This is a genomic window from Desulfovibrio sp. UIB00, assembly GCF_022508225.1.
Taxonomy (GTDB): Bacteria; Desulfobacterota; Desulfovibrionia; order Desulfovibrionales; family Desulfovibrionaceae; genus Desulfovibrio.
In genome coordinates, this window is record NZ_JAETXJ010000014.1 from 27,091 (window position 1) to 53,222 (window position 26,132).

The 26,132-nt window shown below is 51.6% G+C and carries 19 protein-coding genes and 1 pseudogene; 4 read left to right on the plus strand and 16 right to left on the minus strand.

Annotated features, from left to right (window positions below):
* Positions 1-20 precede the first annotated feature (20 nt).
* The 3 genes from JMF94_RS14675 to JMF94_RS14685 form a co-directional block, all read right to left on the minus strand.
* Complete coding sequence (locus JMF94_RS14675; RefSeq protein ID WP_240826022.1) at positions 21-1,841, minus strand: ABC transporter ATP-binding protein; 1,821 nt, start codon at positions 1,839-1,841, stop codon at positions 21-23.
* A 384-nt stretch (positions 1,842-2,225) separates the two neighbouring features.
* Entirely contained in the window at positions 2,226-3,185 is a 960-nt protein-coding gene (locus JMF94_RS14680) for a glycosyltransferase family A protein (protein ID WP_240826023.1), read from the minus strand.
* Complete coding sequence (locus JMF94_RS14685) at positions 3,176-4,222, minus strand: glycosyltransferase family 2 protein (protein WP_240826024.1); 1,047 nt, start codon at positions 4,220-4,222, stop codon at positions 3,176-3,178. The genes JMF94_RS14680 and JMF94_RS14685 overlap by 10 nt, the downstream gene beginning before the upstream one ends.
* Positions 4,223-4,734: 512 nt before the next feature.
* Between JMF94_RS14685 and JMF94_RS14690 the strand changes: the two genes are divergently transcribed.
* From JMF94_RS14690 to JMF94_RS14700, 3 genes and pseudogenes are all read left to right on the plus strand, one after another.
* Positions 4,735-4,938: a hypothetical protein gene (locus tag JMF94_RS14690; protein WP_240826025.1), complete on the plus strand. Its 204-nt coding sequence runs from the start codon at positions 4,735-4,737 to the stop codon at positions 4,936-4,938.
* Positions 4,939-5,593: 655 nt separating this feature from the next.
* Positions 5,594-5,809 (plus strand): annotated as a pseudogene (locus JMF94_RS14695) (GNAT family protein); the annotation flags it as partial.
* Positions 5,810-6,043: 234 nt separating this feature from the next.
* Complete coding sequence (locus JMF94_RS14700) at positions 6,044-6,526, plus strand: heme-binding protein (protein WP_192111522.1); 483 nt, start codon at positions 6,044-6,046, stop codon at positions 6,524-6,526.
* A 251-nt stretch (positions 6,527-6,777) separates the two neighbouring features.
* Here the strand turns inward: JMF94_RS14700 and JMF94_RS14705 are convergent, their stop codons facing one another.
* From JMF94_RS14705 to JMF94_RS14765, 13 genes are all read right to left on the minus strand, one after another.
* Positions 6,778-7,632, minus strand: a complete 855-nt coding sequence (locus JMF94_RS14705; RefSeq protein WP_240826028.1) for an NAD(P)-dependent oxidoreductase — start codon at positions 7,630-7,632, stop codon at positions 6,778-6,780.
* 14 nt (positions 7,633-7,646) lie between these two features.
* On the minus strand, positions 7,647-8,204 hold the full coding sequence (locus JMF94_RS14710; protein WP_240826030.1) for a DUF4125 family protein: 558 nt from the start codon (positions 8,202-8,204) through the stop codon (positions 7,647-7,649).
* 18 nt (positions 8,205-8,222) lie between these two features.
* Positions 8,223-9,044 carry a tetratricopeptide repeat protein gene (locus tag JMF94_RS14715; protein ID WP_240826032.1) on the minus strand — a complete coding sequence of 274 codons (822 nt, stop codon included), beginning with the start codon at positions 9,042-9,044 and terminating at the stop codon, positions 8,223-8,225.
* A gap of 81 nt (positions 9,045-9,125) precedes the next feature.
* Positions 9,126-10,061, minus strand: a complete 936-nt coding sequence (locus JMF94_RS14720) for a DUF4037 domain-containing protein (protein ID WP_240826034.1) — start codon at positions 10,059-10,061, stop codon at positions 9,126-9,128.
* A 114-nt stretch (positions 10,062-10,175) separates the two neighbouring features.
* On the minus strand, positions 10,176-11,558 hold the full coding sequence (locus JMF94_RS14725; protein WP_240826036.1) for a sigma 54-interacting transcriptional regulator: 1,383 nt from the start codon (positions 11,556-11,558) through the stop codon (positions 10,176-10,178).
* Positions 11,559-11,677: 119 nt separating this feature from the next.
* Entirely contained in the window at positions 11,678-13,057 is a 1,380-nt protein-coding gene (locus JMF94_RS14730; protein WP_240826038.1) for an MFS transporter, read from the minus strand.
* Positions 13,058-13,239: 182 nt separating this feature from the next.
* Entirely contained in the window at positions 13,240-14,070 is an 831-nt protein-coding gene (locus tag JMF94_RS14735) for an amidohydrolase family protein (RefSeq protein WP_240826040.1), read from the minus strand.
* Positions 14,071-14,631: 561 nt separating this feature from the next.
* Positions 14,632-15,528 (minus strand): glycyl-radical enzyme activating protein, encoded by an 897-nt coding sequence (locus tag JMF94_RS14740; RefSeq protein ID WP_240826042.1) that lies wholly within the window; start codon positions 15,526-15,528, stop codon positions 14,632-14,634.
* A 301-nt stretch (positions 15,529-15,829) separates the two neighbouring features.
* On the minus strand, positions 15,830-18,304 hold the full coding sequence (locus tag JMF94_RS14745; protein ID WP_240826044.1) for a glycyl radical protein: 2,475 nt from the start codon (positions 18,302-18,304) through the stop codon (positions 15,830-15,832).
* Between the two features lie 430 nt (positions 18,305-18,734).
* Entirely contained in the window at positions 18,735-19,874 is a 1,140-nt protein-coding gene (locus JMF94_RS14750; RefSeq protein WP_240826046.1) for a double-cubane-cluster-containing anaerobic reductase, read from the minus strand.
* A 31-nt stretch (positions 19,875-19,905) separates the two neighbouring features.
* Positions 19,906-20,814 (minus strand): acyl-CoA dehydratase activase, encoded by a 909-nt coding sequence (locus JMF94_RS14755; protein WP_240826048.1) that lies wholly within the window; start codon positions 20,812-20,814, stop codon positions 19,906-19,908.
* A gap of 682 nt (positions 20,815-21,496) precedes the next feature.
* Positions 21,497-22,048: a GNAT family protein gene (locus JMF94_RS14760; protein ID WP_240826050.1), complete on the minus strand. Its 552-nt coding sequence runs from the start codon at positions 22,046-22,048 to the stop codon at positions 21,497-21,499.
* Between the two features lie 390 nt (positions 22,049-22,438).
* Positions 22,439-23,941, minus strand: coding sequence for a sigma 54-interacting transcriptional regulator (locus tag JMF94_RS14765; RefSeq protein ID WP_240826051.1), 1,503 nt, complete (start codon positions 23,939-23,941; stop codon positions 22,439-22,441).
* Between the two features lie 296 nt (positions 23,942-24,237).
* Here JMF94_RS14765 and JMF94_RS14770 point away from each other — a divergent pair.
* Positions 24,238-26,132 (plus strand): pyruvate formate lyase family protein (locus tag JMF94_RS14770; protein ID WP_240826052.1); only part of this gene is annotated, 1,895 nt, incomplete at its 3' end.

Here is a 26,132-nt window from a genome sequence, read left to right on the forward strand (position 1 = left end):
CAAAAAATTATAACACAAAGTTATCTATCTTGCCTCGAATACAACCTTTGATATTTATCTAATACTTCTTCTGGGTTTCCTTGCATAACAACTTTGCCTTTATCCAGCCAAAGAATAGTGTCACAGTGAGCAACAGTTGTCAGTCGGTGTGCAACTATGACACTAGTTACCTCATTTCCCAAAAGGTCAATAGTCCTCTGAATACTATTTTCATTTGCCTGATCAAGCGCACTTGTTGCTTCATCAAAAATCATCAGCAAGGGGTTAGCGTACATTGCCCTTGCAATGGAAACCCGTTGAGCTTGTCCTCCAGAAAGGCCAGCGCCATTCTCACCTATGGGCATTTCGAGACCAGCAGGATGATTATCCACAAAATCAATGGCCGCCTTGCGGCACGCATCAAGAACGTGCTCTTTGTCCCAAGGTTTCCCCCAGTTGCTGAAGGCAATATTTTCAGCAAGTGTCCCGGCAAAAAGGAAGGAAGACTGAGGGACATATCCAATAAGCTTGGCAAACGATGCAGCTCTGGATTGCGTCAACAGTTGCCCATCAACAAAGATGTCACCTGATTGCGGTTCAAGCAAGCCGCTTAGCACACCCACAAGAGTGCTTTTGCCACCACCAGAAGGGCCAATGATTCCGATTTTTTTCCCAACGTGAATATCAAAGGTCACATCCTCAAGACTATTTTTTTCCGCTCCAGGATATTTGAAAGATATATTTTTGAACGATATTACATCGTTGAAACAAAAGTTCTCATCTGGCACAGGCAAGGAGGCCCGAGGTTTTTTTCTCAGGGTTTCGAGCAGCTCTAAAACAGCCAAGGCCATAGGGCGGACGCTCCGTATGGATACTTGAAAACTGACAACTCGATTTGCATAAGGCATAACACGCCAGGCCGTCAGCATAAGCAGCCCCAAGGCCATAGTGATGCGCGGAATATCCGCTTGAGCGAAGCAAACAAGATAGAACAAGGCCAAAACGACAACCCCAAACGATATTGCCTCCAACACCCAAGTGGGGATTGTAGGGGCTATGGCAATGAAGGCCCGAGCAGAAATACCCCGCTCTGCGGCCTCCATAACAGACTGTTCAAAAACTTCCTGCTGCCTGTAGATAAGCACATCCCGGATACCTCGGGTAGCACATAACACAGCCTTATTTTCATCACACATACTGGCAGCTGATTCTTGAGCAGCCTTGTCAATATTCAAACGTAATATCTTGTATAAGAGTGCTCCGGAAAGCGCCACGAATGATACAACTAATGTGGTCAGAATCGGTTCTTGGTTAACTAGGCTGCAAAAAAGAATAATGACTGTCAACATACAGGCATACATGGATAACTGAGAAATCAACATCGTCGCCAGATGGCCTCGCCATTGCATACACTGGAATGTTGCTGCGCTTTCTGGCGAAAGATGCCATATGTATTTACTGTAAAGAAACCGATGCATTATTTCTCTACCAATTGTTATTGATAGTCTTTCGCTAAGCTGGATTGTCACTTTAGCAGTGATATAACTAACAAAATTTTTTAAAATTGAAATAATCACCACGGCGCAGCCAGAAATAAGCAACAAGTATCTTGGATTTTGACCCCATTCTTGCAATTGAGGAGAAAGCCAAAATATTCCTTTAAAAATGTAATTATCATAAAGAATATGAGGAGATGTTAGCGCTGTTCCTAAATATGTGAGAGCAAGGATAAAAAAAAGTTCGAGAGCAGATTGCAGACCCATTAAAAAAAATAAGCAATATGTTTTTGCTCTGTTTGATGCCGAAATATTGGCTAGGATTCTCCAGAAGTCTGAGCCAAAAAACAATAATTTCTTTTTCATAACTATCCAAATAGAATTGAGCGCCCGTAAAGGCTAGAGAATAGCCAAGCCATGGCTCTATTAATTCCCAAAACCATATCATAAATCCCAACATTTAAAGCTTGAAGAAAAATGATACGGCCAAAACGGACTCACCTAATAACCATTGCAATACCCTTGTTTCTTCTACACAAGACTGCCAGCCTTAGACAATAGCCGAGTTTGCAAACACTGCAAAAATGTCATTAAGGTTACATGGCAAACAGCAATTATTTTTCATCATTTTTCTGAACTCTTACAGAGATTCATGCACAGCACATCCACTTACCTATTTAAGGCAAGCATCACTTAAGCTTTGAGCACTTCACAGACAACTTCATCTAGCGAGGTGCTTCAGCAAAGAACCTACTCCAACGAAGTTTTTTGTGATTTACAATTTTTCAAACGCATGAATATAAGTTTTATATATCCTAATAATCTACCCCAAAACATATGTGAATACACTCTAAAACTAAGTGGTCCTCTAGAAAAAAAATGAGGGAGACTGATTATTACTGGATATGCAATATTCAATAGGCAGAAAAATATTGAATATTTGTGTTTTACAAGTAAGAACATTCGTCCAGCACCGTAACTTCTAATTTTTTTTGTATCTAGTGGATTTTTAAAAATAGTATCATGAAGTACGTTTATTCCTTTTGCTCGGTATACGCGGAACCCAGATACAATCATTCTAATAAGAATATCAGTTTCTTCTCCACTTTGCCAAGGCGTATTACTGCCAATTCCCATGCAGGTGTCAAAAAGTCCCACTGATTCAAAGGCCGTGCGACGAAAAAAAAGCACGTACGACGGTGCTTTTTGTATAGCACTAAAACAAGTCAAAGAATGAAGACTCTGCTCAGAACACGCACAATCTTCAATAGTTTCACATGGATTTCCTGCAAAAGCGGCAGCTGATGGCTCCAAAGCCTGGTATTTAGCAAACTGAGAGAAGCAATCTGGAGTGTAGTAGCAATCATCATCAGTTAGGGTAAACCACTCATAACCTTTAGGTGCAATACCTAAAAGGATATTCCTTGCTTCAGACAGCCCACAAGGCAATATCTTCACAATTTTAAAAGAAAATTTACCTTTATAGTCGTTCAAAAATGAATCTGAAATTCCGTTTTGACTTTGATCGCCAAGAAGCAAAATGAAATTCTTATTTTCTTGAGCGGCAAGACTATTGAAAAGGCGCTCAAGGTATATTTGGGGACGATCCCTTGTTGTCGCCAGTAATAGTAGTTTTGGGAGCACCTTTTTTTCCTCAAAGCAATTAATACTGCGTGGTTTCTTGTTTACTCCAGATATTGTCAAGCCCATATCCTACCGCAAACCTTTCTCAAAAAAAGGCGGTAGCACATATGCCCCGCAAAAATAGGGAAAATAAAAAAAGTGAGCAATGTAGCCTGCAAAGAAAAATGTTTCCATATCAACTTTAGCGCTGATAATAAGCTTGCCACACGCCAATGCCGCAAATTAGAAGCAACAAACCTTGCAACTGCCGCGCACGAATCTATAGATGAGGCTTGATGTTTTTTAAGTGCATAAAAAAGCTCTTCAAGCACGGAATCGAGATGTGAAAGGCAAAATTTTGATATTTGAGCGACACTCCTGCTGATTCCAACATTCGGCTCAGCCAGCACAGTGACAGCTGAGCTAGAGCTCAACAATCTATAGTAATAATCTGTATCTGAAAAGTAGAGCAATTTAACATCATATTCTACATCAAGATGCCGTCTTTGAAAAAAAACAACACTTGGTGCACCCAGCAGGTTAACCACTAAAGTTCGCCGAGGGAATCCAGTGTACATCCTTAAAACTTTACCCACAGAAACAGGGTATTCTCCTAGCACCTCTCCACTTTCATTCGCTATAGCTTGACCACAAAAACAGACATCTGCATCATTACGCTGCATACAGCCTAACACATCTTTTAGTGTGCTCTCTGATCTATACCAATCATCTTGATGCAGCAATGTGACAACGTCACCTTGACTCAAATGTAAAGCAGAATTCCAATTTTTAGGCGCGCCATTAGGAGGTTTATTACGATAATATCGCACACGTGAATCATTTATTTTATTAATGTAGTTAAAAATAGAATCAGAATTTGAATCATCACAAACAACGCACTCTAGGCTAACATCCTTCTGTCGCAAAACAGAAGCTATGCAACGCGTAAAGCACTCAATATCATTATACGCAGGTATGCAAACAGAAAACTGTGGAACACTTACAGTATTAATAAGGGTATTTTTGAAGAGTTTCTGTTTTGTTTTTAGATCATTTGGATAGTCATCACTTTCAACTCCAATAACTATATTTTGCCTCACAGCATGCATTAGTATTTTTTTCAACAGAGTATCCGCAAGTTGTAACTTTATCAGAAAATGCTTGTTCTGTTAGAACATGCTTGACTTTAACCAGAATAATTGCAGTTAAGCACGACTTCGAAACATCCCTTTACACAAATGATAACCTTTTCGCAGAAATCCGTTGTTGGCACAAATATTACTTTCACAATAATCTAAATTAGCTTTTTTTTAGCTACACACGGTTAAAACAAAATTGCAAATCTATATAACTAAGGGTAATATAAAGAAATCAACCTGTGATTGTTGCAATAGCCATAAATTCAGCTAGACAGGCTATAGGAAAAAATATTTTTTTTCAATGCTTGTTTTTACCCTTTCAATACAACAGTGGAACGATAAGTAATTCTAGCTCCCCGCTACGAACACTACCTTCTGATTGGTAGCTTCTTGTTTTTACGTTTTCATTTTGCTCACACTAATTCTTCATGTCAACAGACTCTGCCCCTCCTCATGAATATATGTCATCGAAAGGTTAGCATTCCAGACATTTAAGCATGAAAATGAAACGAAGCAGCTTTACCAAAGTACAAATTATTGAAGTATTGCGGCAAGCCGAGACTGAAGCTTGCAACGTTGACCTGTGCCACCCAAATCGCATCACGGAGACGACATTTCTACAAATGGCACCGCAAATTCTGTGGAATGACAGTTCAGACGACAAACCGTTGCGCCTGTTGGAGGAAGATAACGCCCACTGAAAAAACTTGAATGCGAGCAGGCACTTGGCATTGTCGTCCTGAAGGATGTGCTGTCAAAAAACTTTAATGCCCCTAGCCAACAGGGAAGCCGAATCACATTTGTATTTGACGTGGCTACTTAGGCAGAGTTTTTGCTGAGCGATTCAGTTTAAACACTATTCAGCCAAGCGGCCACCACCTAGAAACCAAGGTTCGCGCTTGTGGACTCGGATGTTGAATTTGGCAAATGATCGGCTGTGAAGGTTGCCGCAGCGCATCAAGGTTGATAACGATCCAGAACCTTGCGGTAATATCATGAACACATGGGCTTTTCTGCAATGCAGATAAAGTTCACTCGTCCGGGTAAGCCCGCAGAGAATGAGCACATTGGGAGCGTTAACGGAACATTCCACAATGATTGTTTAAACAAGAACGTGTTTTTTTCTGTATGATGCTCGTATGGTCTAGGTTGGTGGCAGGGTTATAAACCAGCGGAGGCCGAACGGATCTTTGGCTGGCTGACCGGCAAAATTTATCAAAATGGATATAGGAACTGCTAAACTACAAGAGGACATGCTTTGATGTGAGGTTAATTTATCACTAACACTTCGGGGCAACCTCTGGACACGGCATTTTTTCTGCACACAGACAAGGCTGATACCATTGCCAACGTTATGGCACTGCAACAGAATTTCAAGGAATGGGGATTGCCTCACGCGGACTTGCATTGATGCTGGCTGAGGCGCAGGCTCATGATTCCACCATGCGCTATACAGCCAAAACAGCCACTAACAACCGGGCCTCGCAGTGTGTGCTTGAAGAGAACGGCTTTACGCCCTGCGGCAAAACCATAGACCCGGAAGACGGCGATCTTGTTCTCTGGAGCAGATAGCTGCGCCGTCACCTCCAGTCAGAAACACAGCGGCACTATCTGCGTGTGCGGCGGCTCTACCCCATCAAGATAAAACATAGGCAGACATCCGCAGCCCGGTTAGCCAGAAAAACGATATTGTTCTTTTTTACACAAAGGTCTACTCTCAAGCATCAGGAGCTGAATCCGCAAAGACGGCTTCGCCCCCCCACGGTTGAAATTCTGTTTCCTTAACATCAACTAAGGAGTAGCACCGTGCGCCGTATCCTGCCTCTTTTTCTTGTCCTTTTACTTGTTGCCTTCAACGCTTACGCTTCAGCACCCGCAAAGCAGCTTCCTGGTGATCTTACCCTGGCCGAAGCGCAGACAGTGCTCAACACTGCTCTGGCTTTCTCTGTAAAACAGGGAATCCCCATGAACATTGCCGTTGTGGATGCCGGGGGCAACCTCAAAGCCTTTGTCCGTGAGGACGGAGCCTTTATTGGCAGCATCGATATTTCGCAAAAAAAGGCCATAACGGCCCGGTATTTCAACATGTCTACCGCTCAGCTTGGCGCGGCCTCCCAGCCGGGCAAGGAACTCTATGGTATTGAAGTCACCAACAGGGGTCTCGTGATCTTTGGCGGCGGCGAACTGCTGATCCGCAATGGGGTCATTGTCGGGGCTATCGGCGTGAGCGGCGGCAGCGTGGCTGAAGACACCGCCGTTTCCAAGGCTGGCGCGGCGGCGCTCAAGTAAACCAACACAAAAGGCATCACGCCCGCACAAAGCATATTATGGGGTCTCCCGCACGTTTTCTGCACAGAACCCGCGCGGCAAGCCCCAAAAAACAGCCCCCATCAGGCAAAAACAGGTACTCCTTCCGGTATACTCTGCCCGCCTGATGGGGGTTCTTTTAATGAACATCATGGCTTGCCGCTGCTTGCCAGCGCATTGTGCGAGTTGGAAATACCCGCCAGCCCGGCAAGAGAATGGTGGAGAATCAGCCCTTAAACTTCGTGCACCGCCGCGCAGTCCTTGTTGCCCAACCCCGCAGCCGCACCACGCCCAAAGCGGGTAAAAACCATATCCAGCAGGGGCACATCCACATTCATGCCGTGGGCCATGCCGCAGCCGAGGCGCAGATCCTTGAGGGCGAGATCCAGCGCGAACCTTGGGGGATCATACTCCCCTTGGGCCATGGATTTTCCCCTAGCATCAAGCTGAAAACTGTGCGCGCCAGTTTCGCAAAGCAGTTGCAGCAGCAGATTTTTTTCCACGCCTGCGGCCTCGCCTATGCGCAGCCCCTCGCTCAAGACAGCAAGATTTGCCATGCCCACAAGATTGCTGACCAGCTTGACCGCGCAGGCAGCTTCCACCGTGCCCACATTATTGAACACGCCAAGAACGGGCCAGACTTCGACCAGACCGGCAATGGCCTGCTGGTCGCCGCCCACAAAGAGCGGGGCTTCGCCGCGTTCCGCATGGGCAGGCGTTTTGCCAAGGGTGCATTGAATGTAGGCGATGCCCTGCCTGTCTGCGGCCTCGGCAAGGGCAAAGGCTGTCTGGGAATCGATGGTCGAAAGTTCCACATGCACGGAACCGGGTTGCATGTGCGCATACAGGCCATCCGGGCCGAGGGCTTTTTCCGTCAGATGTTCCGGCAGGGCCAGACAGGTGAAGACCACATTGCAGGGAGCCATGTCTGCCATGCTCATGGCGGGCACGCCGCTTGTTCCGGCGGCAAGGGTTTTATCCCTCCCCTCGGCGCTGCGGTTGTACACGTGCACGGTCTTGCCCGCGCGGATAAGATTGCGCGCCAGCGGCCCGCCCATGACGCCTACGCCGATAAAACCAAATTCCATATCCCGCGCCCCTGCTATTTGCCCTGTGCTGCGGCTTCGCAGGCGTCAATGCCGCCCTTGCCCAGCAGGCGCATCAAAAAATCATGCCGCTCCACGACCAGATTGCGGCCTTGCTGTTGCGCGCGGCGCACCTGCGCGGCGTAGAGTTCCAACGTTCTGTCCGAAAGCGTTTCAAGCTCGCAGCGCAGGTAACGGCGAAACATTCCCTGACCGTTGCTTTTTATGACGTGCGGATAGCGCGCCTGCGCCTCATGCAGAAAGGCCTCTTCGGCATCGGCGATTTCATCCAGCAGCGGGCTTGTGCTCAGGGGCGGCAGGCGGTCGTCCATGCGGGCGTATTTTTCAACCATGAGATTGCGGCTGTTCACTTCCGCCTGCCGCAAATCGGCAAGGTACGAATCCAGCACGGCGTCTTCGTGCGCGGAATGGGCCATTTTACGCATGGCGCGGAATGTGTCGGGCCGGGTCTGGCATTCTGAAACGCCGCCCTCGTTGTTGGTGGCCAAAAACATGGCAAGCTCGCGTTCAATGATCTCGGCAAGCGCTGCTTCCCGATCAAAATTTTCCTGCATAGCCTATACTCCTTCAGCTCAGGCCGTGGGGGCCGCAGCCGCTCTGGCCTGATGGCAGATTTCAAGATTCTTTTTGTAGCCCTGAGCTTCTGCGCCCATGCCAAGACCAAGTCTGTCGTACATGCTCACAGAATCCTGCAAGGTCGCGGCGGCCTCGTCCCACTGCCCGGCAGAGGCCAGCGCCACGCCAAGATTACCCAGAGAAAAAGCTGTTTCCTCGTGCTCGCCCAGCAGTTCCCGCCGCAAAGCCACGGCCTGACGGTGCAGGGCGATGCCCTCGGCGAGCTGCCCGCGTTCTTCGCAGATGCGCCCAAGGTTATTGAGGCAAACGCCCAGTTGCGGCACGCAGAAACCCTGCTTTTCCCAGATTTCCTTGGCGCTGAGCATGAGGGATTCCGCCCGGTCAAAATCGCGCTTGCGATAATAGGCGGAAGAAAGACGCAACTGCGCTTCCGCAACCTGTGGGGAATCCGCCCCGCAGGCCTCAATGGTAAGCCGCAGGGCTTCACGTCCAAGATCAAGGCTTTCTTCAACTTTTTCAAGCCCAAGCAGTGCATGGGCAACGTTCTGCATGGCCCCGAGGGTCATGGGCGCTGTGGGGCCCATGGTAGCGCGCAGCAGGGCAAGGCTTTCCTGCAGGGCCTGAACGGCGGCATCCGGGCGTTGCAGGGCAAAGTTGGCGCGGCCCACGCCGTCCAGAGCCAGAGCGCGGCAGAGGTCATCGCCGGGATAGCGCGCAACAAGCGTTTCAAGCGCTTCAATACACTTTTGCGGTTGGCCCTGTTTCATCAGATCAAGGGCGGGGCGCAGTTCATCAAGCCATTGGCGTTGTGCGGCCATCGGCAACTCCTCGTGGAATAGGTGCTCGACAGAGTAAAAGGGGTTTCTAATGCAGCCAGAGGCAAGCGCTGCGGGGCAAAATCAGCCTTGCAGCATATCCATATGCAGCAGGGCTGGCTCTTCCACATGCCGCAGAATCTGCGGCCCATGCTCCCAGAGCCAGTTGCCGGATGCACGGCTCAAATCCACAGCGCGCAGATGCGCCGCCGCCATGCCGCAAAATTCTTCCACCGCCGCAACAATCTGCGCTCCGTGTTCCTGATTGGCCGGGGTCTGCGCCACAAGGCTCAATGCGCGCGCCAGTTGCGGGCCGAGCACGGGCAAGGTTGCAGCCAGCTTTCCCGCCCATTTGTAAAAGGGCATGTAACGGCGGTTGCACAAAAAGACGAAGGAAAGCGCCGCCTCCGCAAAGCGCGCCGTTGCCAGCATGACCGCCACAGAATCATTGCGCTTGAGGCTACGGGGCAGATTGTATTGCCCGGCCTGCGCCATGATCATGCAGCGGGCCGCCATCTTTTTGAGCAGCACATCACGCGGATAGCAGGCCAGCAGGGCCTCGCGCCGCCGTGTAAATTCACCGCCCCGGTCTTCAAACACCTGCCCGTTGGTGCAGGCTGCAAGCTGATGTTCGGGGATGGCAAGCCACTGCTGCCAGGTGGCGGGCACATCATCCAGCCCGGTAAAAAAGGCGTAAAAATCTTCAATGGGCAGCGGCCCTACCCTGCCCTGCCTGCACTCAGGCGCAAGCCTGCTTGCAAAGCCCTGAAACTCACGGGGCAAGCGGGCAAAGGCAGCCTCTATGCGCGGCAGTTCTGCCCGCAGAATCTGGCGCGGCAGCCAGAGGCAAAAGGCCGGGCCAAAGTCGTGATCCTGAGATTCCGCATCGTCGCAGCCAAAGCATTCCGAGCCTTCGCCCACCAGACCAGCGGCGGCCACGTCCATGATGTCGGGAATTTCCGCCCGCAAAGCGGGAAGGCAGGCCGCATAAAATTCACGCGCAAGGTTCAGACCCTTCATGCATACTCCAGAATATTCGGTCGCGCTGCGATGGCGCAGATTGCAACAGCCGCCGCTGCAAAAGCCTGCGGCAAGCCGCGCCGCCCAGATGTATTGATGTGGCAGGCGCAGCCGCTAACCGTGCTTGATGGCTTCAATTTCCTTAACTTTGCGAAAGATGGTGCTGCGGTCCATCTGAAACTGGCGCGAAAGCTCGCTTATGGAGCCATAACGCTGCATGCCTTTTTCGATGACCGCAGTTTCCACTTCCTTCATGATGCTTTTGAGCGAGCGGCCTTCAATGGAGGGCAAGGCGTAGCGCCCTTCGCCGGATTCGCACGGCGGCAAGGGGCGGATACCCGCCAGATCGCGCACGCCCACAAGCCCGTGTTTGCACGTTACCACAAGCCCCTGCACGAGGTTTTCCAGCTCGCGCACATTGCCCGGCCATGTGTGGTTTTGCAGCACCTGCTTGGCCTCGTCAGAAAGATTGACAGACTTGCGATATTTTTTGCCGTAAAAGGTAAAAAAGCTCTGCGCCAGCGGCAGAATATCCACGCGGCGCGAGCGCAGGGGCGGGATGTTCAGCACCGCCACCTTGAGTCGGTAATAAAGATCCGAACGGAACGTGCCCTTGGCGACCTCGCGCTCCAGCTCCTTGTTGGTGGCGGCCACAACGCGCACATCCACCTTTTTGGGCACTGTGGCGCCCACGCGCAGCACTTCCCAATCCTGTAGCACCCGCAGCAGGCGCGACTGCATGGTCATGGGCAGTTCGCCAATTTCATCAAGAAACAAGGTGCCGCTGGAGGCCGCCTCCACAAGCCCGGCCTTGCCATGCTTGCTTGCGCCGGAAAAACTGCCGGGAACATAGCCGAACAGTTCCGTTTCAATCAGGTTTTCAGGGATGCTGCCGCAGTCCACCTTGATAAAGGGCGCATCGGCCCGCAGGCTGTTGCGGTGGATATGCCTGGCCACAACGTCCTTGCCCACGCCGGTTTCGCCCAGCAGCAACACGGTTGCGTCCGTTTCTGCAATGGCGGAGGCTTCGGCGTACAGGCGCTGCATGACGGGGCTTTGCACCACGCGCGGGTACTGGTTGCCCGTGACGCCTTCACTGCTGAGATTCTGAAAAGTCTCAAGCAGTTCGCGCTGCGCGGTGATTTCCTCGCGCAGTTCTGTCAGCGCTGTGATGTCGCGGATAACCGTCACCACGTAGGCGACCTTGCCTGTGGCGTCCTTTACAGGATGCCCGTCAAGCAGCAGGGTGCGCCCGTTGTAGAGGTTCTGTACACTTGAGACCTTTTGCCCTGTTTCCACAATGCGCGGATTAAGCACAACGTCAAAAATGCCGTTCTGCACCATGTCCTGAATGCGGCTTCCCATCATCTTTTCACGGGAAATACCGGTCAGTTCCGCATGGCGCTTGTTCACGAGCGTAACGATGCCCTCCCGGTCAGTAACGCATATGGCGTCCCGGAAGGTATCGCAAAGTTGTTCTACATAGTCTGCTAGCATGTGGGGATTGTACATGCATTATCTCCCAGGGCGCAAGTATGCTCCCACGCCCGGTTTACGGGCATGGGAGCAAATGAAAGGCGCTGCCGTCCGGCAAAAGCCGACAGCGTGTTCCATTGTTAGAACCCTTCGGCGCTGGTGGCTTCTACCATTGCGGTCTTAGGGGTTTGGGTAACAGTCTTGCTGGCCTGGGCATTGCGGCGGGCGCGGGCCATGCGGCTGAGCCACAGGGTGGAAAGCGCGCTGAGCAGACCGATGCCGGCCAGATAACCGCAGAGGTACCAGGGCGCGCCATCGGCCATGCCGGTAAGCATGGTGGCGACCATGGGGGTCATACCGGAGGCAAAGATGGCGGTGAACTGATAAACAAAGGAGATGCCCGAGTAACGCACCGAGGCGTCGAAGCTTTCAGAAAACACGCTGGACATGGTGCCGAACACGGCGGCGTGCAGGATGCCGAAGGGCAGCGCCAGGGCAAGCACCACGCACAGGTAGTTGCCGGAGAAGTTATGCAGCACCCAGAAGGCCGGGAAGCTGGAGATACCGAGCAGCACAGCGCACACGCCGTAAATTTTGGCTTTGCCGTGCTTGTCGGCCATGTGGCCCCAGAAGGGGATGAAGCAGGACATGACAAGGGAAGAAATCATCACGGCGGTCAGGGCTGCGGAGCGGCCAATGCCGTGCTGCTGCGTAAGATAGGTGAGCGAATACACGCCAAAGACGTTGAAGGACACGCCGTCGATGAAGCGTGCGCCCATGCAGGCCAGCATCATCTTGGGATAACGCTTGAAGGCGTCCAGCAAGGGATACTTGGCTTCAGGCATTTTTTCCTTGGCTTCAGAAAAGTCCTTGGTTTCCTGCACGGTGCTACGCATGTAGCCGCCAACGGCAAGCAGCACGGCAGAAAGCAGGAAGGCAACGCGCCAGCCCCAGTTGAGGAAGGCTTCGTCAGTAAGAACAACAGAGAAGAAGCCCACGATGCCCGAGGCAAGCAGCAGGCCAAGCGACATGCCGATCTGCGGCAGGCTGGCGTAAAAGGCGCGCTTGTCGGCCGGTGCGGATTCGTAAGACATGAGCACCGCGCCGCCCCACTCGCCGCCAAGGCCAATGCCCTGGGCAAGACGGCAGACGATCAGCAGGATAGGAGCCCAGATGCCAATGGTGTGGTAGGTGGGGATAAGGCCGATGCAGACCGTGGCGATACCCATGATTTCCAGGGTCAGGATGAGCATTTTTTTACGGCCCAGCTTGTCGCCGAAGTGGCCAAAAATCACGCCGCCCAGAGGCCGCGCCACAAAGCCGACCGCAAAAGTGGCAAAAGCAAGCATAGTGCCGATGCGCGCGTCAAAATCGGGGAAATACAACTTGTTGAAGAAAAGCCCGGCCACAACGCCGTACAGGAAGAAGTCGTACCATTCGATGACGGCGCCGATGATGGACGAAGCCACAACGCGGCGCAGATTCTTCTTCTGGTCGTGAGTCATTTGTTCGCTATGCATGGTTTTCCTTTGATCCTTTTGCCTGGATGTTCATACTGGCCTTTGCGCCAAAGCGCTAGCGCCTGGGGGGAACATTCCCTGATGCCTCTTCGTTTATTCATTACCAGGACACGAAACCGATTCCGCTCCCGGTCAAAGCTCGCTGGGCAGATGCGCAGCCTCGCGGCTTGCGTCTGCAATCGTTAAAGATTGAGCAGACGCGCCGCGTTGTTGTACATGACGTTTTCAAGCGTTTCCGGCGTAAAGGGCAGCCGTTTGTACAGCTCGATCTGCTCCTGAAAATCCATAAAGGGCGCGGCACTGGCAAAGAGCACCTTGTCGCCGATGAGGGTATTGGCAGCCTTGATGTAGCCCTCGGAGAACGGCTGTTCCTCGTATTCCGCAAGGTCGATGTACACGTTGCGGTTACGGTGCACGGTCATGATGACCTCGCTCACCCAGGGGTAGCAGCCGTGGCTGATAACAATCTTGAGCTTGGGGAAATCGGCGGCGATACGGTCGATGTGCCGGGGGTGGGCATCGTCCATCACAGCGCCGTCCACCAGGGTGGCGGGGCCGGTGGTGATGACGATGGGCACGTCAAGTTCGCAGCATTTGGCGTAAATGGGATAATACTTGGCATGGCTGGCAGGAATGCGCGCAAGATACGGGTCAATGGCCGCGCCGCGCATGCCCTTGTCCACCATGTTTGTAAGCTCGGCTGTTGCGTCCATACCCTTGTGGGGATCAAGACCGGCAAAGCCGATGAACTTGTCCGGATACTGGCGCATGAGTTCAAGAATGCCAGGATTGGCGGATCCAAGACCATAGGTGGTTTCAGCGTCACGCCCTGTCACAACCCCTTTGACCACGCCCTGCTTTTCCATGTCGGCAACGATCTTTTCAATGGGCTCTGGCTTGGCCCGGTCAGCGTATTTGAAAAGTTCAAACATGCCGCCGAACACTTTGTTGGAAAGCATTCCCTTAACGGCGTCAGGGGTGCTGGGGCGAAAACGGAAATCAATGATGTTCATGAAACATTCCTTTAGGAATAAAAATTGTGCCTCGCGGCTATGCATCCCTAAAGGCAAGAAGCGTGCCTATTGTGAAATTGAGTGCAAAAACAAGCCTCCTAATAGTGATGGCAATTGATATTATTAAAAAATACCTTTAATATCATAATGTTATAAAAAATATGTCGAAAAAATATATTTCTGAGAAACTGCACCGGATGCCAGCACTCGCAAATGGAGCTGTGTGCATCCCCCAAAACGGCGTAAAGTGGCAAAACGAGAAGTAAATAATTCCATAATATGCTAAAATAATTATATATTTTAATCAGGAATAAGAATTGTTTACAATTTTGAACTACACATGCCTGCCTGTTGCAAAAATGCAACAAACCTAGAAACAATATTTTTTCATTATAAATAAGAATGTTATATAAATATTAGACCACCAATCTGTGCAAAAAAACACACACCCAATAGCTGGCTGTGCATTTTTACACAACCATCAATATTCAACCCAAAAACAGAGCGCCAGGGCCGCGAGGCCCTGGCGCTCAACACTATAAAAACACAATAAATTCAGCACTAAGAAGCAATCTTTCTCAAGCGCTCCATCTTTTCTTCATCAAGCTTTGCGCCTTCCAGTTCATACTGGCGACCAAGGTAGCCATACTTGGGCTGCCCCATGCGGTGGTAGCCCAACAGCTCGTACTGGATATTGGGCCGCCGGGGAATCGACTCGCGGATAGCCAGGATATCATCCTCAGTTTCATTGAATCCTGGTATCACCGGGGTGCGCGCAAGTATGGGCAATTGGGGAAAATCCTCACAGACTCGTGCGAAATTGCGCAAAATCAACATATTATCCACGCCTGTATGCTTTTTGTGCTGCACAGGGTCAAGGCTCTTTATATCAAAAATCAGCTTGTTCAGGTGCTTGCAGGCCTCATGCAGATGTTCGTAAGGATAGCAGCCACAGGTTTCGATGGTGGTATTGATGTGGTGTTTGCGGGCCTCGCGCAGCAGGGCATTGGCAAATTCGTGTTGCATGAGGGCTTCGCCGCCGGAGAGGGTCATGCCGCCGCCGGAACGGTGATAAAAAACGCCGTCCTCTTCAACTTTATCGAGCACCTGTCGCACAGACATGGTTTCGCCGTATACGCTCTGCGCGCCCGAGGGACAGGCCCGCACACAGGCAAAGCATTCGCTGCACTTGCTGCGGTCGTGTACAATCAGGCCATCCACAAGGCTGAGCGCGCCCGACGTACAGGCATTGAGACAGCGCCCGCAGACCTGGGCAGTAAGACAGCGCGAGGGATTGAAGGCATGCTCGGGATGAAGATTCTGCGACTCGGGGTTGCTGCACCAACGGCAACGCAGAGGGCAACCCTTGAGGAAAACCAGGGTGCGGATACCTTCGCCATCGTGCACGCTGAACTTCTGTATATTAAAAACAACACCTTGTACTTGTGCGTCAGTCATGGGGTCATCCTTGGTGTGCGGCCAGCCCTGGCGCGCCGTTGGAGGAAATTCAAAGGGGGAAGGGATTGCTCCCCTCCCCCCGGAGCGTTGGCAAGGTCAACGCGGTCAGAAATCAGGAGCAGATGGCGGGCTTGCGCTCTGTTAAACGGCTGATTTCCGCGCTTTAAATTTGCGGGAGGGGCATCCCCCCTCCCCTGACGGTCTGTTTGTTTGAGGGTTTTGGAGAGTATCGCTGCGAGGGGCCTTTGGTATCCGGCAAGAAACTTGACGCAGTCCGGCAAAAGCCCCTCGCGACGATATTTTAGAACTGGGCGTGTTCGGTACGGTCGATGATGTCGTTCTGCAGATCGCGGGAAAGATCGCAGAAGTACGCGCTGTACCCTGCAATACGCACCAGCAGGCTGCGGTAGTTGTCGGGTTCTTTCTGAGCGTTGAGCAGGGTCTGCCTGTTCACGATGTTGAACTGCAGGTGCCACAGCTTGAGGTCGCACCAGGTGCGGATAAGGTTCACGATCTTCTCGGTGCCTTCATCGCCGGAAACGCACTTGGGCGACAGCTTGATGTTCAGCAGGCGGGAAGCGCGGTTGGTCATGCCGTAGTTCTTGGAATGGTAGTTGGAGAGCAGAACCGCAGTGGGGCCGTTCTTGTCCGCGCCGTGCGAAGCGGAAGAACCGTCGGAAAGCGCCGTCCAGGCATGGCGGCCGTTGGGTGTGGCGGAAACCACCTTGCCAAAGGGCACGTGCGAGGTGATGGGCACGTAGCGCACGTCCACATGCACGCCGCGATCACGGGAACTCTTTTCGGCTTCCACCTGGGTGAAGCGGTCTACGTCCTTGGCAATGCTATCCACATAGGGATCGTTGTTGCCGTAGCAGGGGGCGTTGCGCAGCATTTCGCGCACGGGTTCGGCGCCCTTGAAGTCGGCCTTGCAGGCTTCCACCACTTCTTTCATGCTCAGGCGCTTTTCTTCAAACACCAGCTTTTTGATGGCGGCAAGGGAGTCAACCACGGTGCCGTAGCCCAGGAATTCAAAGTAGGAGTAATCCACACCACCGGGGATCTTTTCGCAGTGCAGATCCATGAGGTTTTCCATGCACAGGTTGTGCAGCACGGAAGAAAGCGGCGCTGCAAAGTGCTGCGGGCGCAGTTTGTCCACCACATGCTGCTGCTGGAAGGCCTTGCGCAGCAGGTTGAGGTGCTGGGCCTTGTAAGCTTCGTAAAAGTCTTCCCAGCTCTTGAAGGAAGTCGCTTCGCCCGTTTCAAGGCCCACAACTTCATCGCCGTAGTGCTGCATGCGGCCATTGTACATGGTCATTTCAAGGGCGGTGGCAAAGTTCACGTACACGCAACCGGAGGTGTAGGTATCGCGGTTGGGCATGCGCGTTTCTGTGCAGCCGGAAACGGCGTAGTCCAGAGCTTCGTTGACCGGGCAGCCCTTGATGGTGTTGAGGAACACCACTTCTTCATCGTTGATGAGCTTGGGGAAGCCGGAGCCGTCCTTGATGGTCAGGGCCACTTCGCGCAGGAAGCGTTCGGGCGAACGGGAGTGGATGCGCGCGGCAAGGTCGGGGTAGTTGAGCGGGAATTCGCGCTTGGATTCAAGGAACAGGTAGGTCAGGTCATTGGTGGCGTCTTCGCCTTCGGGGGTCTGGCCGCCGATGGTCACGGCTTCCCAGTGGGCATAACCTTCCTGAAATTCAACGCCCGTGGGGTTGATGTACAGGTCGATGAACTGGGCCATATCGACCCACATGCATTCGAGCAGTTCCTTGGCTTCTTCGCGGGTGATGATGCCTTCTTCAATGTCTTTTTTGTACAGGGGGTACAGATACTGATCCATGCGGCCATTGGAAATGATGGCGCTGGCCTTCTGCTCGATGCGCGAGAACATCTGCACAAACCACTGGCACTGCATGGCTTCGCGGAAGCTGCGGGCAGGGTGTGCGGGCACGTGATCGCAGGTTTCGGCGATCTGGAGCAACTCGGCCTTACGCTTGGCATTGCCTTCCTTGGCGGCAAGTTCGCGGGCCAGATCGGCGTGGCGCTTGGCCCAGATCATGATGGAGTCGCACACAAGGATCATGGCTTCGAGGAAGGGCTTTTTGTCCCACAGATCAACGGAGTTGGTCAGATCAAGGGTGGCAAGCTTTTCGCGGGCTTCTTTCTGAATGTCGAGGAAGCCGCGCTTGATGACCTTTTCGTAGTCCGGCACCCACTGAAGGGCCGAACGGTAGGACGAGGTTTCGCTCACCACGAATTTGGACTTGAGGCCACGTTCGTCCACATAGGTGACGTTGCGGATTTCGGCAGGCAGGGTCTTGTTGAGGTGTTCATGGTAGGTCTTGCCTTCCCAGTAGGGGGCGATCTCTTCCATAACAACCTTGATGTCTTCCTGCGAAATCTGGAAGGGGCTCTTGTCGCGGTGCTCCAGGTCGGCCAGCACTTCGCGGTAAAAGTCGCCGTCTATTTCAGGATACAGAATGCCGTAACGGCCAAACTTGCCCACGCGGCCAGCAATAAGCTGGTTGGGGGTAATGTAGACGGTGATTTTTTCGGCCACGTTTTTCAGTGCCTTGGCCCAGCGCAGGGTCAGCAGTTCGCCTTCGGTTTCGCGCATGGATTCGGTGAAATACTTGGCGCGCTCAACGTCCACATGGGGGAGGCTGAACTGGTTCTGTTCCAGAATGCCGTAAACGCGCTCGCGCCCTTTACGGTCAACGCTCTTATTGACAACGCGTTCTTCCTGGGGGGACATGCAGCAACCGCACTGACTCATGATGAAACTCCTGAATGGTGATTATGTTCAAGCGAGATGCTTGTGATATTCATCTCAATGACCACCTATGAGCATCATCCGTGCCATTACAATTAACACCCTGTAATATTTATATATTTTTAGATTGCCTCAAAAGTTTCAGAATCTTCCGGCTATTCCCATTGTTGTAAATTTGCAACATTTTTTTCATAACATGCTAAATTTACATTATAATTTAAAAAAGTGTTTTTTTGCAACAGTGCAAAAAAACACTTTTTCACAAGCGGGTGGCTCAAATGCCATCGCAGCTTCCTGATTACATGATTCTTGATGACCGGATGCTTTACCGTTTTCCAACAGTTTGGCGGCCAGGCTCCCCCATTACGGTAATACCTGGCCGCCTTGTACGCATGCAATGTGCACACCTGCGCGGCGTGCCAATCGCCTGCTTTTACAGCATTTCGATAAACGCTTCTATGCGAACCTTGAGCTGCTCCGTATCCGTTTCAGAGTAGTCTGTTTCGATTTGCAGGAAGGGCAACTGCAAGGATTCCTGAACAAATTTTTTGAGGGAGGACGATTCCACCGCATAGGTCTGGCAACCCTGCCAGGTCAGGTCAACCACAGCATCCACTGCGAAATCTGCCGCCAGTTCCTTGATGGCTTCATAACGGCGGGGGTTGGGCGACATGACGGCACAGGGCACGTCCAGATAGCGGCGGGCCATCTCGGTCAGCGGGTCGCCCTGCTCGTCCATCATCACGCGGGTTTTCTTATAGCCGGAGCAGTTATCAAGGCAAACCACGCTGCCGCCGCATTCTTCGATCAGGCGCACAACCTTGTGCGACCCCATACCCACAGGAACGCCCGTCAGCAGTATGCGCGGCGCGCTTGCGGCAACTCCTGCCTGACCCGCATCGGCCATTTTGCCAAGTTCGTCCGCCAGTTCCAGCATCATGGAAATGCCTTTTTCCTTGTCGGGGAAGAAGGACGTTTTGAACCCGATTTCCAGCAGCTCCATACCCGTAATGGGCGAGGGCTTGCGCTTTGCAAGATCCATAACGGCCTTGAGGGCCATACGCTCACGGTTCATGAGCTTGATGGCGTCGCGCAGTTTTTGCTCTGTGATGGATACGCCAAATTCTTTTTCCAGATAGGCGACGAGCAGTTCAAACTGATGCCTCCAGTAGGCAAGGGCATCATCATTCTGCACCTGGGGCAGTTGCAGCAGAAAAACTGGCTTGTAGGCTGCAAGCAGCTCGTACATTTTCTTTTTGCCGTCACAGGTGGTGTCGGCCACAACTACGTCAGCAGCGCTCAGATAGGGGCAGCTGTCTTTAAGCGCAAAGCCGAAGCTGCTCTTGATAAGCGGACAAAGGGCGCGGGGCAGCATTTCTTCTGCTGCGGGAATGGAATCGTTGCGGGTGCCGCACAAAGAAACGGGAATGGCCCCGGCGGCCACCGCTATTTCAGAAGGGCTGTACAGGCAGTATTGGCCCACAACTTTCTTGCCCTCCCTCTTGGCCTCCTGCACTGCCAGAGCGTTTTTTTCAAAAGCGGTAATAATGCTGTCAAAGCTGGCACACTTCATGATGCTTTCCTTCCTTGTGAGGTTATTGAGGTTATCGCTGTGTAGTGAGAGCACGGTCTTTTTTCGCATACAAATCTGCGGCAATCAGGGCCGCCCCCAGCGCACCCACAGTCTGCGGGTCGTGGGGCACCTGAACTGTCAGGCCAAGTTCGTCTGAAAGAATGGCCGCAAAGGCGGGGCTTGTTGCCAGACCGCCGGTAAATACGCATTCCCCCTGCATGGGGATACGCCGGGCAAGGGCGCACATTCTGCGGGCAATGGCGCGGAACACCCCGGCTGCTATATCTTGCGGCGGTGTGCTGCGGGCCAGCAGGCCCACAATTTCCGTTTCTGCAAACACGGCGCACATGCTAGAGATGGCCACAGGCTTGCCAGTGGCGGCAGCCTTGCCCAGCTCGTCCAGCGGCATGTTCAAAATGCCCGAGAGCACCTGCAAAAAACGTCCGGTTCCTGCCGCGCACTTGTCGTTCATCAAAAAATCGCGCACTGCGCCCGGCTTGCTGGCGGATTTGAGCGCGCCCAGGCTGCCCGTAACGCCTGACGCATCCAGACTGGCAGCATCAAGACTGGCTGCCTCCGCCTCTCGCGGAATATCCAGGCTTATCACCTTGCTGTCCTGCCCGCCGATATCGAGCACAAGCCCCGCGCGGGGGAAAAGATGCGCGGCGCCCCGTGCGTGGCAACTGATCTCCGTCACCGTTTTGTCGGCAAAAGGCAGGGCGATGCGCCCGTAACCCGTGGCCGTTACATGCCTCAGATCGTTGCGCGCCATTGCCGCAGCCTCGCAGGCATTGTTGAGCGCAAATTCGCCCGCCTCGGCGGTATTCCAGCCTGTGGGCAGCACTGCCCGCCCGGCAATCTGCGAGCAGCCGTTGGGCAGCAGCTCAAGCACAACGGCCTTTGCAGCCACAGAACCAACATCAATTCCAGCTACATACATAGCGCATACTCCTGATCGTACCCATTACTGCGGCACAAAAACGCAAAAAAACGCAAAACAAAACCCGCCGCACAGCGCAAGGCTGTGGAGCGGGCAATATGACAAAAGCGCCAGCAGCCCTGCGCTGCAAGGCGGTCAATACAATGGAAAGCTTCGGCAACTAAACTGCTAAAGGTGGAAACGCGGAGAGATATGGAAAAAGAGCAGGCGGGTGGCAGGCAATAAAAAAGCCCCCGCTTTCCGCCTAAACTATGGAAAGGGGAAACAGGCTGGCGCTGACACGCCACCTCGAATGAGGGCCTCCAACCTGAAGGCGCTGATGTTGTCATGACCCGCCGCCCTTGAAGACAGGCAAGACACGACAAACCCTATAAAAAACCACAGGATACCTTGCTGTTGCAGATGCCGCCGACATGATTCGGCCTGAAGTTGTATATCAAGTTAGCGTAAGGACATCAGCTTGTCGATAGGGATGCACACGGCATTGAGTAATTGCACCACTATCTGCTTTATATTGCTCCAATCAAGGTATTAAGGGGAGTCTCAGGCCGTAATGGCAGCATCGCGCTTGAGAAATATTCGATTCGTACACAAGAGGAATTATATATGAATTATTTACACCACACATGTGGGCAAAACGCATCAGCAGAGGGCAGAACATATGTGAAATTATCATTATATTTTAGTTAATTAAACTCCATTCATCTTCCAGAATGGCCATTAAAATATCATCCGCATACTTGCCATTAAACATAATCGCATCGCGCCGGATGCCTTCTGTCCTGAACCCTGACTTTTCATACACGCGCTGCGCTTGCGTGTTGTATGAAAACACATTCAGCTCAAGACGATGCATTTTTAATGTATCAAACACAAAGCTGCATACGGACTGAACTGCCCAGGTTCCAAGTCCTCTTGCCCTATATGCATCTTGAAGAATAGCAATACGAAAATGAGCACTGCGAAGAACAGGATCAATCTCGCTCACAACGCATTCGCCAACAATACTCTTGTCGGGCGCTATGAGTAAAAATAGATACCTTTCGTCAGATTCAATGGATTTCTTAAAAAAAGCAGCAACTTCTTGTCTTGTGAAGCTGTCCTTGCAGCCTGTCATCCTTACCAGGTCACTGTCCAGAGGATTGTAATTCTGCTCATAGTAAGGTTCTAAATCTTCAAATGTGGCAGACCGCAATACAAACCCATCTTTTTCCCATGCTATATAAGTAGTCATTTTATGATGTTAACCTTACAAATCCCGCATTCAAATTGGTCATACAATAAGAGCCGGACAGAAAATTTCAGCCAGGCATAGAGCATGGCAACACATTGATTACATTAAAACAAACTTCCTGCCGGAGGCCTCCCCAGCACGATCAAGCTTGAATAAAGCGCTTTCTCAATGCATGTTGCCGCCACGACAAACCACTTACTGGTGAAGTACACGCGGCTCTCATCTGCCGCGCTCTGACCGCACTCTAAACATTATGGTGCGCTTTCAATAAAAAACTTGCCTGTTTTTGCCCTGCGCTTCCTTGCTGTTTACTGCAGTATCAGCCGCGATCTTGCTTTCAAAACAAATATAAATAAAATTTATTATAATTACAGATTGTATTATCTCAGTCTAATAATAAGAATCATCAATTTTCAGCATTTTTATCCTGTAGCGCAATCCAGCTGGCGTAAGGTGCATCATCCGCGCTGCCTTGGCTACATTCCCGCCAGTAATTCGCAGCACATTATTAATACATGAAGATTCGTAGGCATTCATGCAGTCTTTAAGCGAAACAGATGCACCTCTTTGAATCATACTATAGTCGTAATATGCTTCTTTATGGTTATTTTCGATAATTGAAGCTGCTTCCGTCAGTTGCGCTACAGGTACGCCTGCGGGTTCCTTACGGTCTTTTTGGTAGAACTCAAGAAAATGCTTCGGAAGCGAGTTGAGATCAATGGAACGCTCTTCGTTCATCATTGCCAGGCTGCCTTCAATCACATGCTCCAGCTCCCTGACGTTACCAGGCCAGTGGTATTCCATAAACATGTGCATGGCCTCGCTGGAAATGCTGACAGGATTTCCGCCCTCTGCGTTAGCCACAACAGCTTTAACAAGATGAGGGATATCCTCCCGCCGCTCGCGCAATGGTGGTACTGCCAAGCTTACCACCGCAAGGCGATAAAAAAAGTCCCGTCGCAGCACGCCGCTCTGCACCGCCTCAAGGGGATGTTGATTGAGGATACTGATAATCCGCACATCTACAGGGATTTCTTCGTGCGATCCAAGTCGCCGGACTCGCTTTTCCTGCAAAACGCGCAGCAACTTGGCTTGCAGACCAAGCGGCATGGAGTTGAGCTCGTCCAGCAGGATGGTGCCGTGGTTGGCTTCTTCAAAAAGACCTGGCTTATCTGAAGCATCGGTATAGGTGCCCTTGGTGGTACCAAACAGGATGCTTTCAAGCAGGGTTTCTGGAATGGCAGCGCAGTTTACGGGTACAAAAGGAAAGGCCGACCGGCTGCTCGCAGCGTGTATGGCCTGAGCAAAAACCTCTTTACCTGTGCCGCTTTCCCCCCAGATCATGATCGGCGAGCTTGATTGGGCTGCTGCGCGCGCGGCCTCGATCACCGCCACAAGAGCCGGATCCTTACCAACAAGATCGTTGAATGAATACAACGTCTGCGGTTTGGCACAGCCCCTCCCTTCACTTTTGCGTATACCAAGCTTGCCGAGGATGTCTTCTCCAAGCCAGCTTGTAAACGCAATAACGCCATCTTTAACGCCACTATCAAACAGCGCAAAAAAATCCGTGACTGTACGGGTCATAAAATTGTTTGTAGTCTTATAGGTATACACCCTCCTTAATATGGGCTTTCCCTTTTGAAGACACTCAATTGTCGGTATACATTTGATGTCGTGCGGAACATACAGATTGGTAATATGCTTACCAATAACATGATCAAATCCATCAATCCGCTGCTGAATCGGATTCATGTATCTGCATATCCCTTCTGCATCAACAACAGCAACGCCAATACCCATGCCATCCCAGATAGCAAGCATGGACGGATTGAGTACGCTTTCACGGCTTACACTGGCGAATCTGCGTCGCAACGTGGAATCATGTGCCATTTTTCACATCCCTTTAGCCAAACAGCCCCTTTTGCGGAGGCACCCGACATTACTTCTAGTTTTGAGTATCTGTTTTTTTAAAAAAAGACAAATTTCTTTCTTTTTATAAAATTTTCTTACGTTGTCTTGAGAGGTTAACCAGCCTCCAACACGGCGCTAGCCCGCTTTTTAACGCTTTTGGCAATAAAACCAGTGCGTGGCACAGCTTGTGCTTATCCCCACATAAACGCGTTGTTTTCTTACAAGCAAAAAACCTGCCTTTGCGTATGCAGGGCAAAACTAGTTAGGAGTATACAATGCCTGTTGTTCCCTTTCAAAGCGGTGAAACAACCGAACCCAAGGGTTATGCGATCAACTGGAGCACGGCGGCAAGCCGCCTGACCGACCTTAAGGAATTTCTTCTCAATGCCCCGCAGATCATGGATCCGGAACGGCTGCAATTCCTTGATGAGGTTTATCAGGAGTTCAACGGCGAGCACATATTCTACAAACGGGCCAAGTTGCTCGAACGCGTGTTGCTCAAGAAAAAGATATTCCTGGACGGGAACCCTATTGTGGGAACGCTGACCGGCACTCGCGCCGGTGTTTACGCATATCCTGAATGGAACGTGGCCTGGATCAAGGAAGAAATGCAGATGGCCAAAATGGCCTCGCTCGGCGAAATGAAGATCCCGCAGGAAACTCAGGAGCTGCTTGAAAAAACATATAAATCTTGGCGCGGTCACACCTGCATCGATATAAACAACAAGTTGTTCAAGGATAAGTACGGATTCAACCCCGCCCCTTACTCCAAGGCTGGCGTGTACTATGACAACGTGAGCGTTGCCAGCGGGTCAGGCATTGCCGATTATCCCCTGGCTCTGAACAAGGGCATGCGCTGGGTCATTGATGACCTGAAGCAGCGCCTGCTTGACTGCCCCACCACGCTTGAGCGTACCAACCAGACCGAACTGTACCGCTCCATGATTGTTGCCTGCGAAGCGGTTATCGCCCATTCCCACAGATATGCCGATCTGGCCGAACAAACGGCGCAAACAGAAACTGATGCTGCCAGCAAGGCAGAACTGCTCGAAATCGCCGAGATTTGCCGCCGTGTTCCTGAATTCCCGGCCCGCAACTTCCGTGAAGCCATACAGTCTTTCTGGTTCATCCATCTTTGCATAGAAACCGAACAGATGGCCTGCGCCTGCTCACCCGGCCGCTATGGTCAGTACATGTATCCCTTTTACAAAAAGGATATTGAAGAAGGCAACATGAGCCGCGAGCAGGTGCTCACTCTGCTCAAATTCCAGTGGATAAAGCATCTGGAACTGGCCGAGTATCAGGGCGGCTCCTACGCCATGACCCTCTCTGGCCATACGGGTCAAAGCATTACCATCGGCGGGTTTGACAAGGACGGCAACGATGCCAGCACGGAGCTTGAAGAACTGCTGCTGGAAACGCAGATCCAGATGAAAAACATCCAGCCGACCCTGACCCTGCTCTACCACCCCAAGCTTAAAGATTCTTACATGCACAAGGTGGTGGAATGCATCCGTGGTGGGTCCGGCCAGCCGCAGATTCTGAACAACAACGTGGTTATTCAACGCACCATGAACCGCTTTGGGCAATATAAAGGCGGCATCACCCTGGAAGATGCGCGCAACGTGGGCAACTACGGCTGCGTCTCCACAGGTGTTTGCGGCAAGGGCAGCTTTATTACCCAGGAAGACCAGCCATGCCTTGCCAAGGTTGTGGAACTTCTGCTCAACAATGGCAAAGATCCGCAAACCAAAAAACAGTTGGGCGTTGAAACTGGTGATCCCGTAGAATTCAAGAGCTTTGAGGAAGTTTACGATGCCTATAAGGCGCAGCTCAAACAGGTGTTCACTGTTTCTCGCCACCATTCTGATCTGAGCCAGATGGCGCGGCTTGAAGTGGTGCCGAGCATCTTCCGGTCCGTTATGTATGATGGCTGCATAGACAAAGGGATGTGCGAAGAAGAAGGCGGCACCCGTTACCCGCAGGTCAATCCTATCATGACCGCAGGCATTGACGCGGCCAACTCGCTTCTCGCCATTCGGCATCTGGTGTTTGAAACCAAGGCCGTAACCATGGAAAAACTACTGGAGGCTATTAAGGCCAACTTTGAAGGATATGAAGATATCCGGCAGATGTGCTTTAATGCTCCCAAGCACGGAAATGACTATCC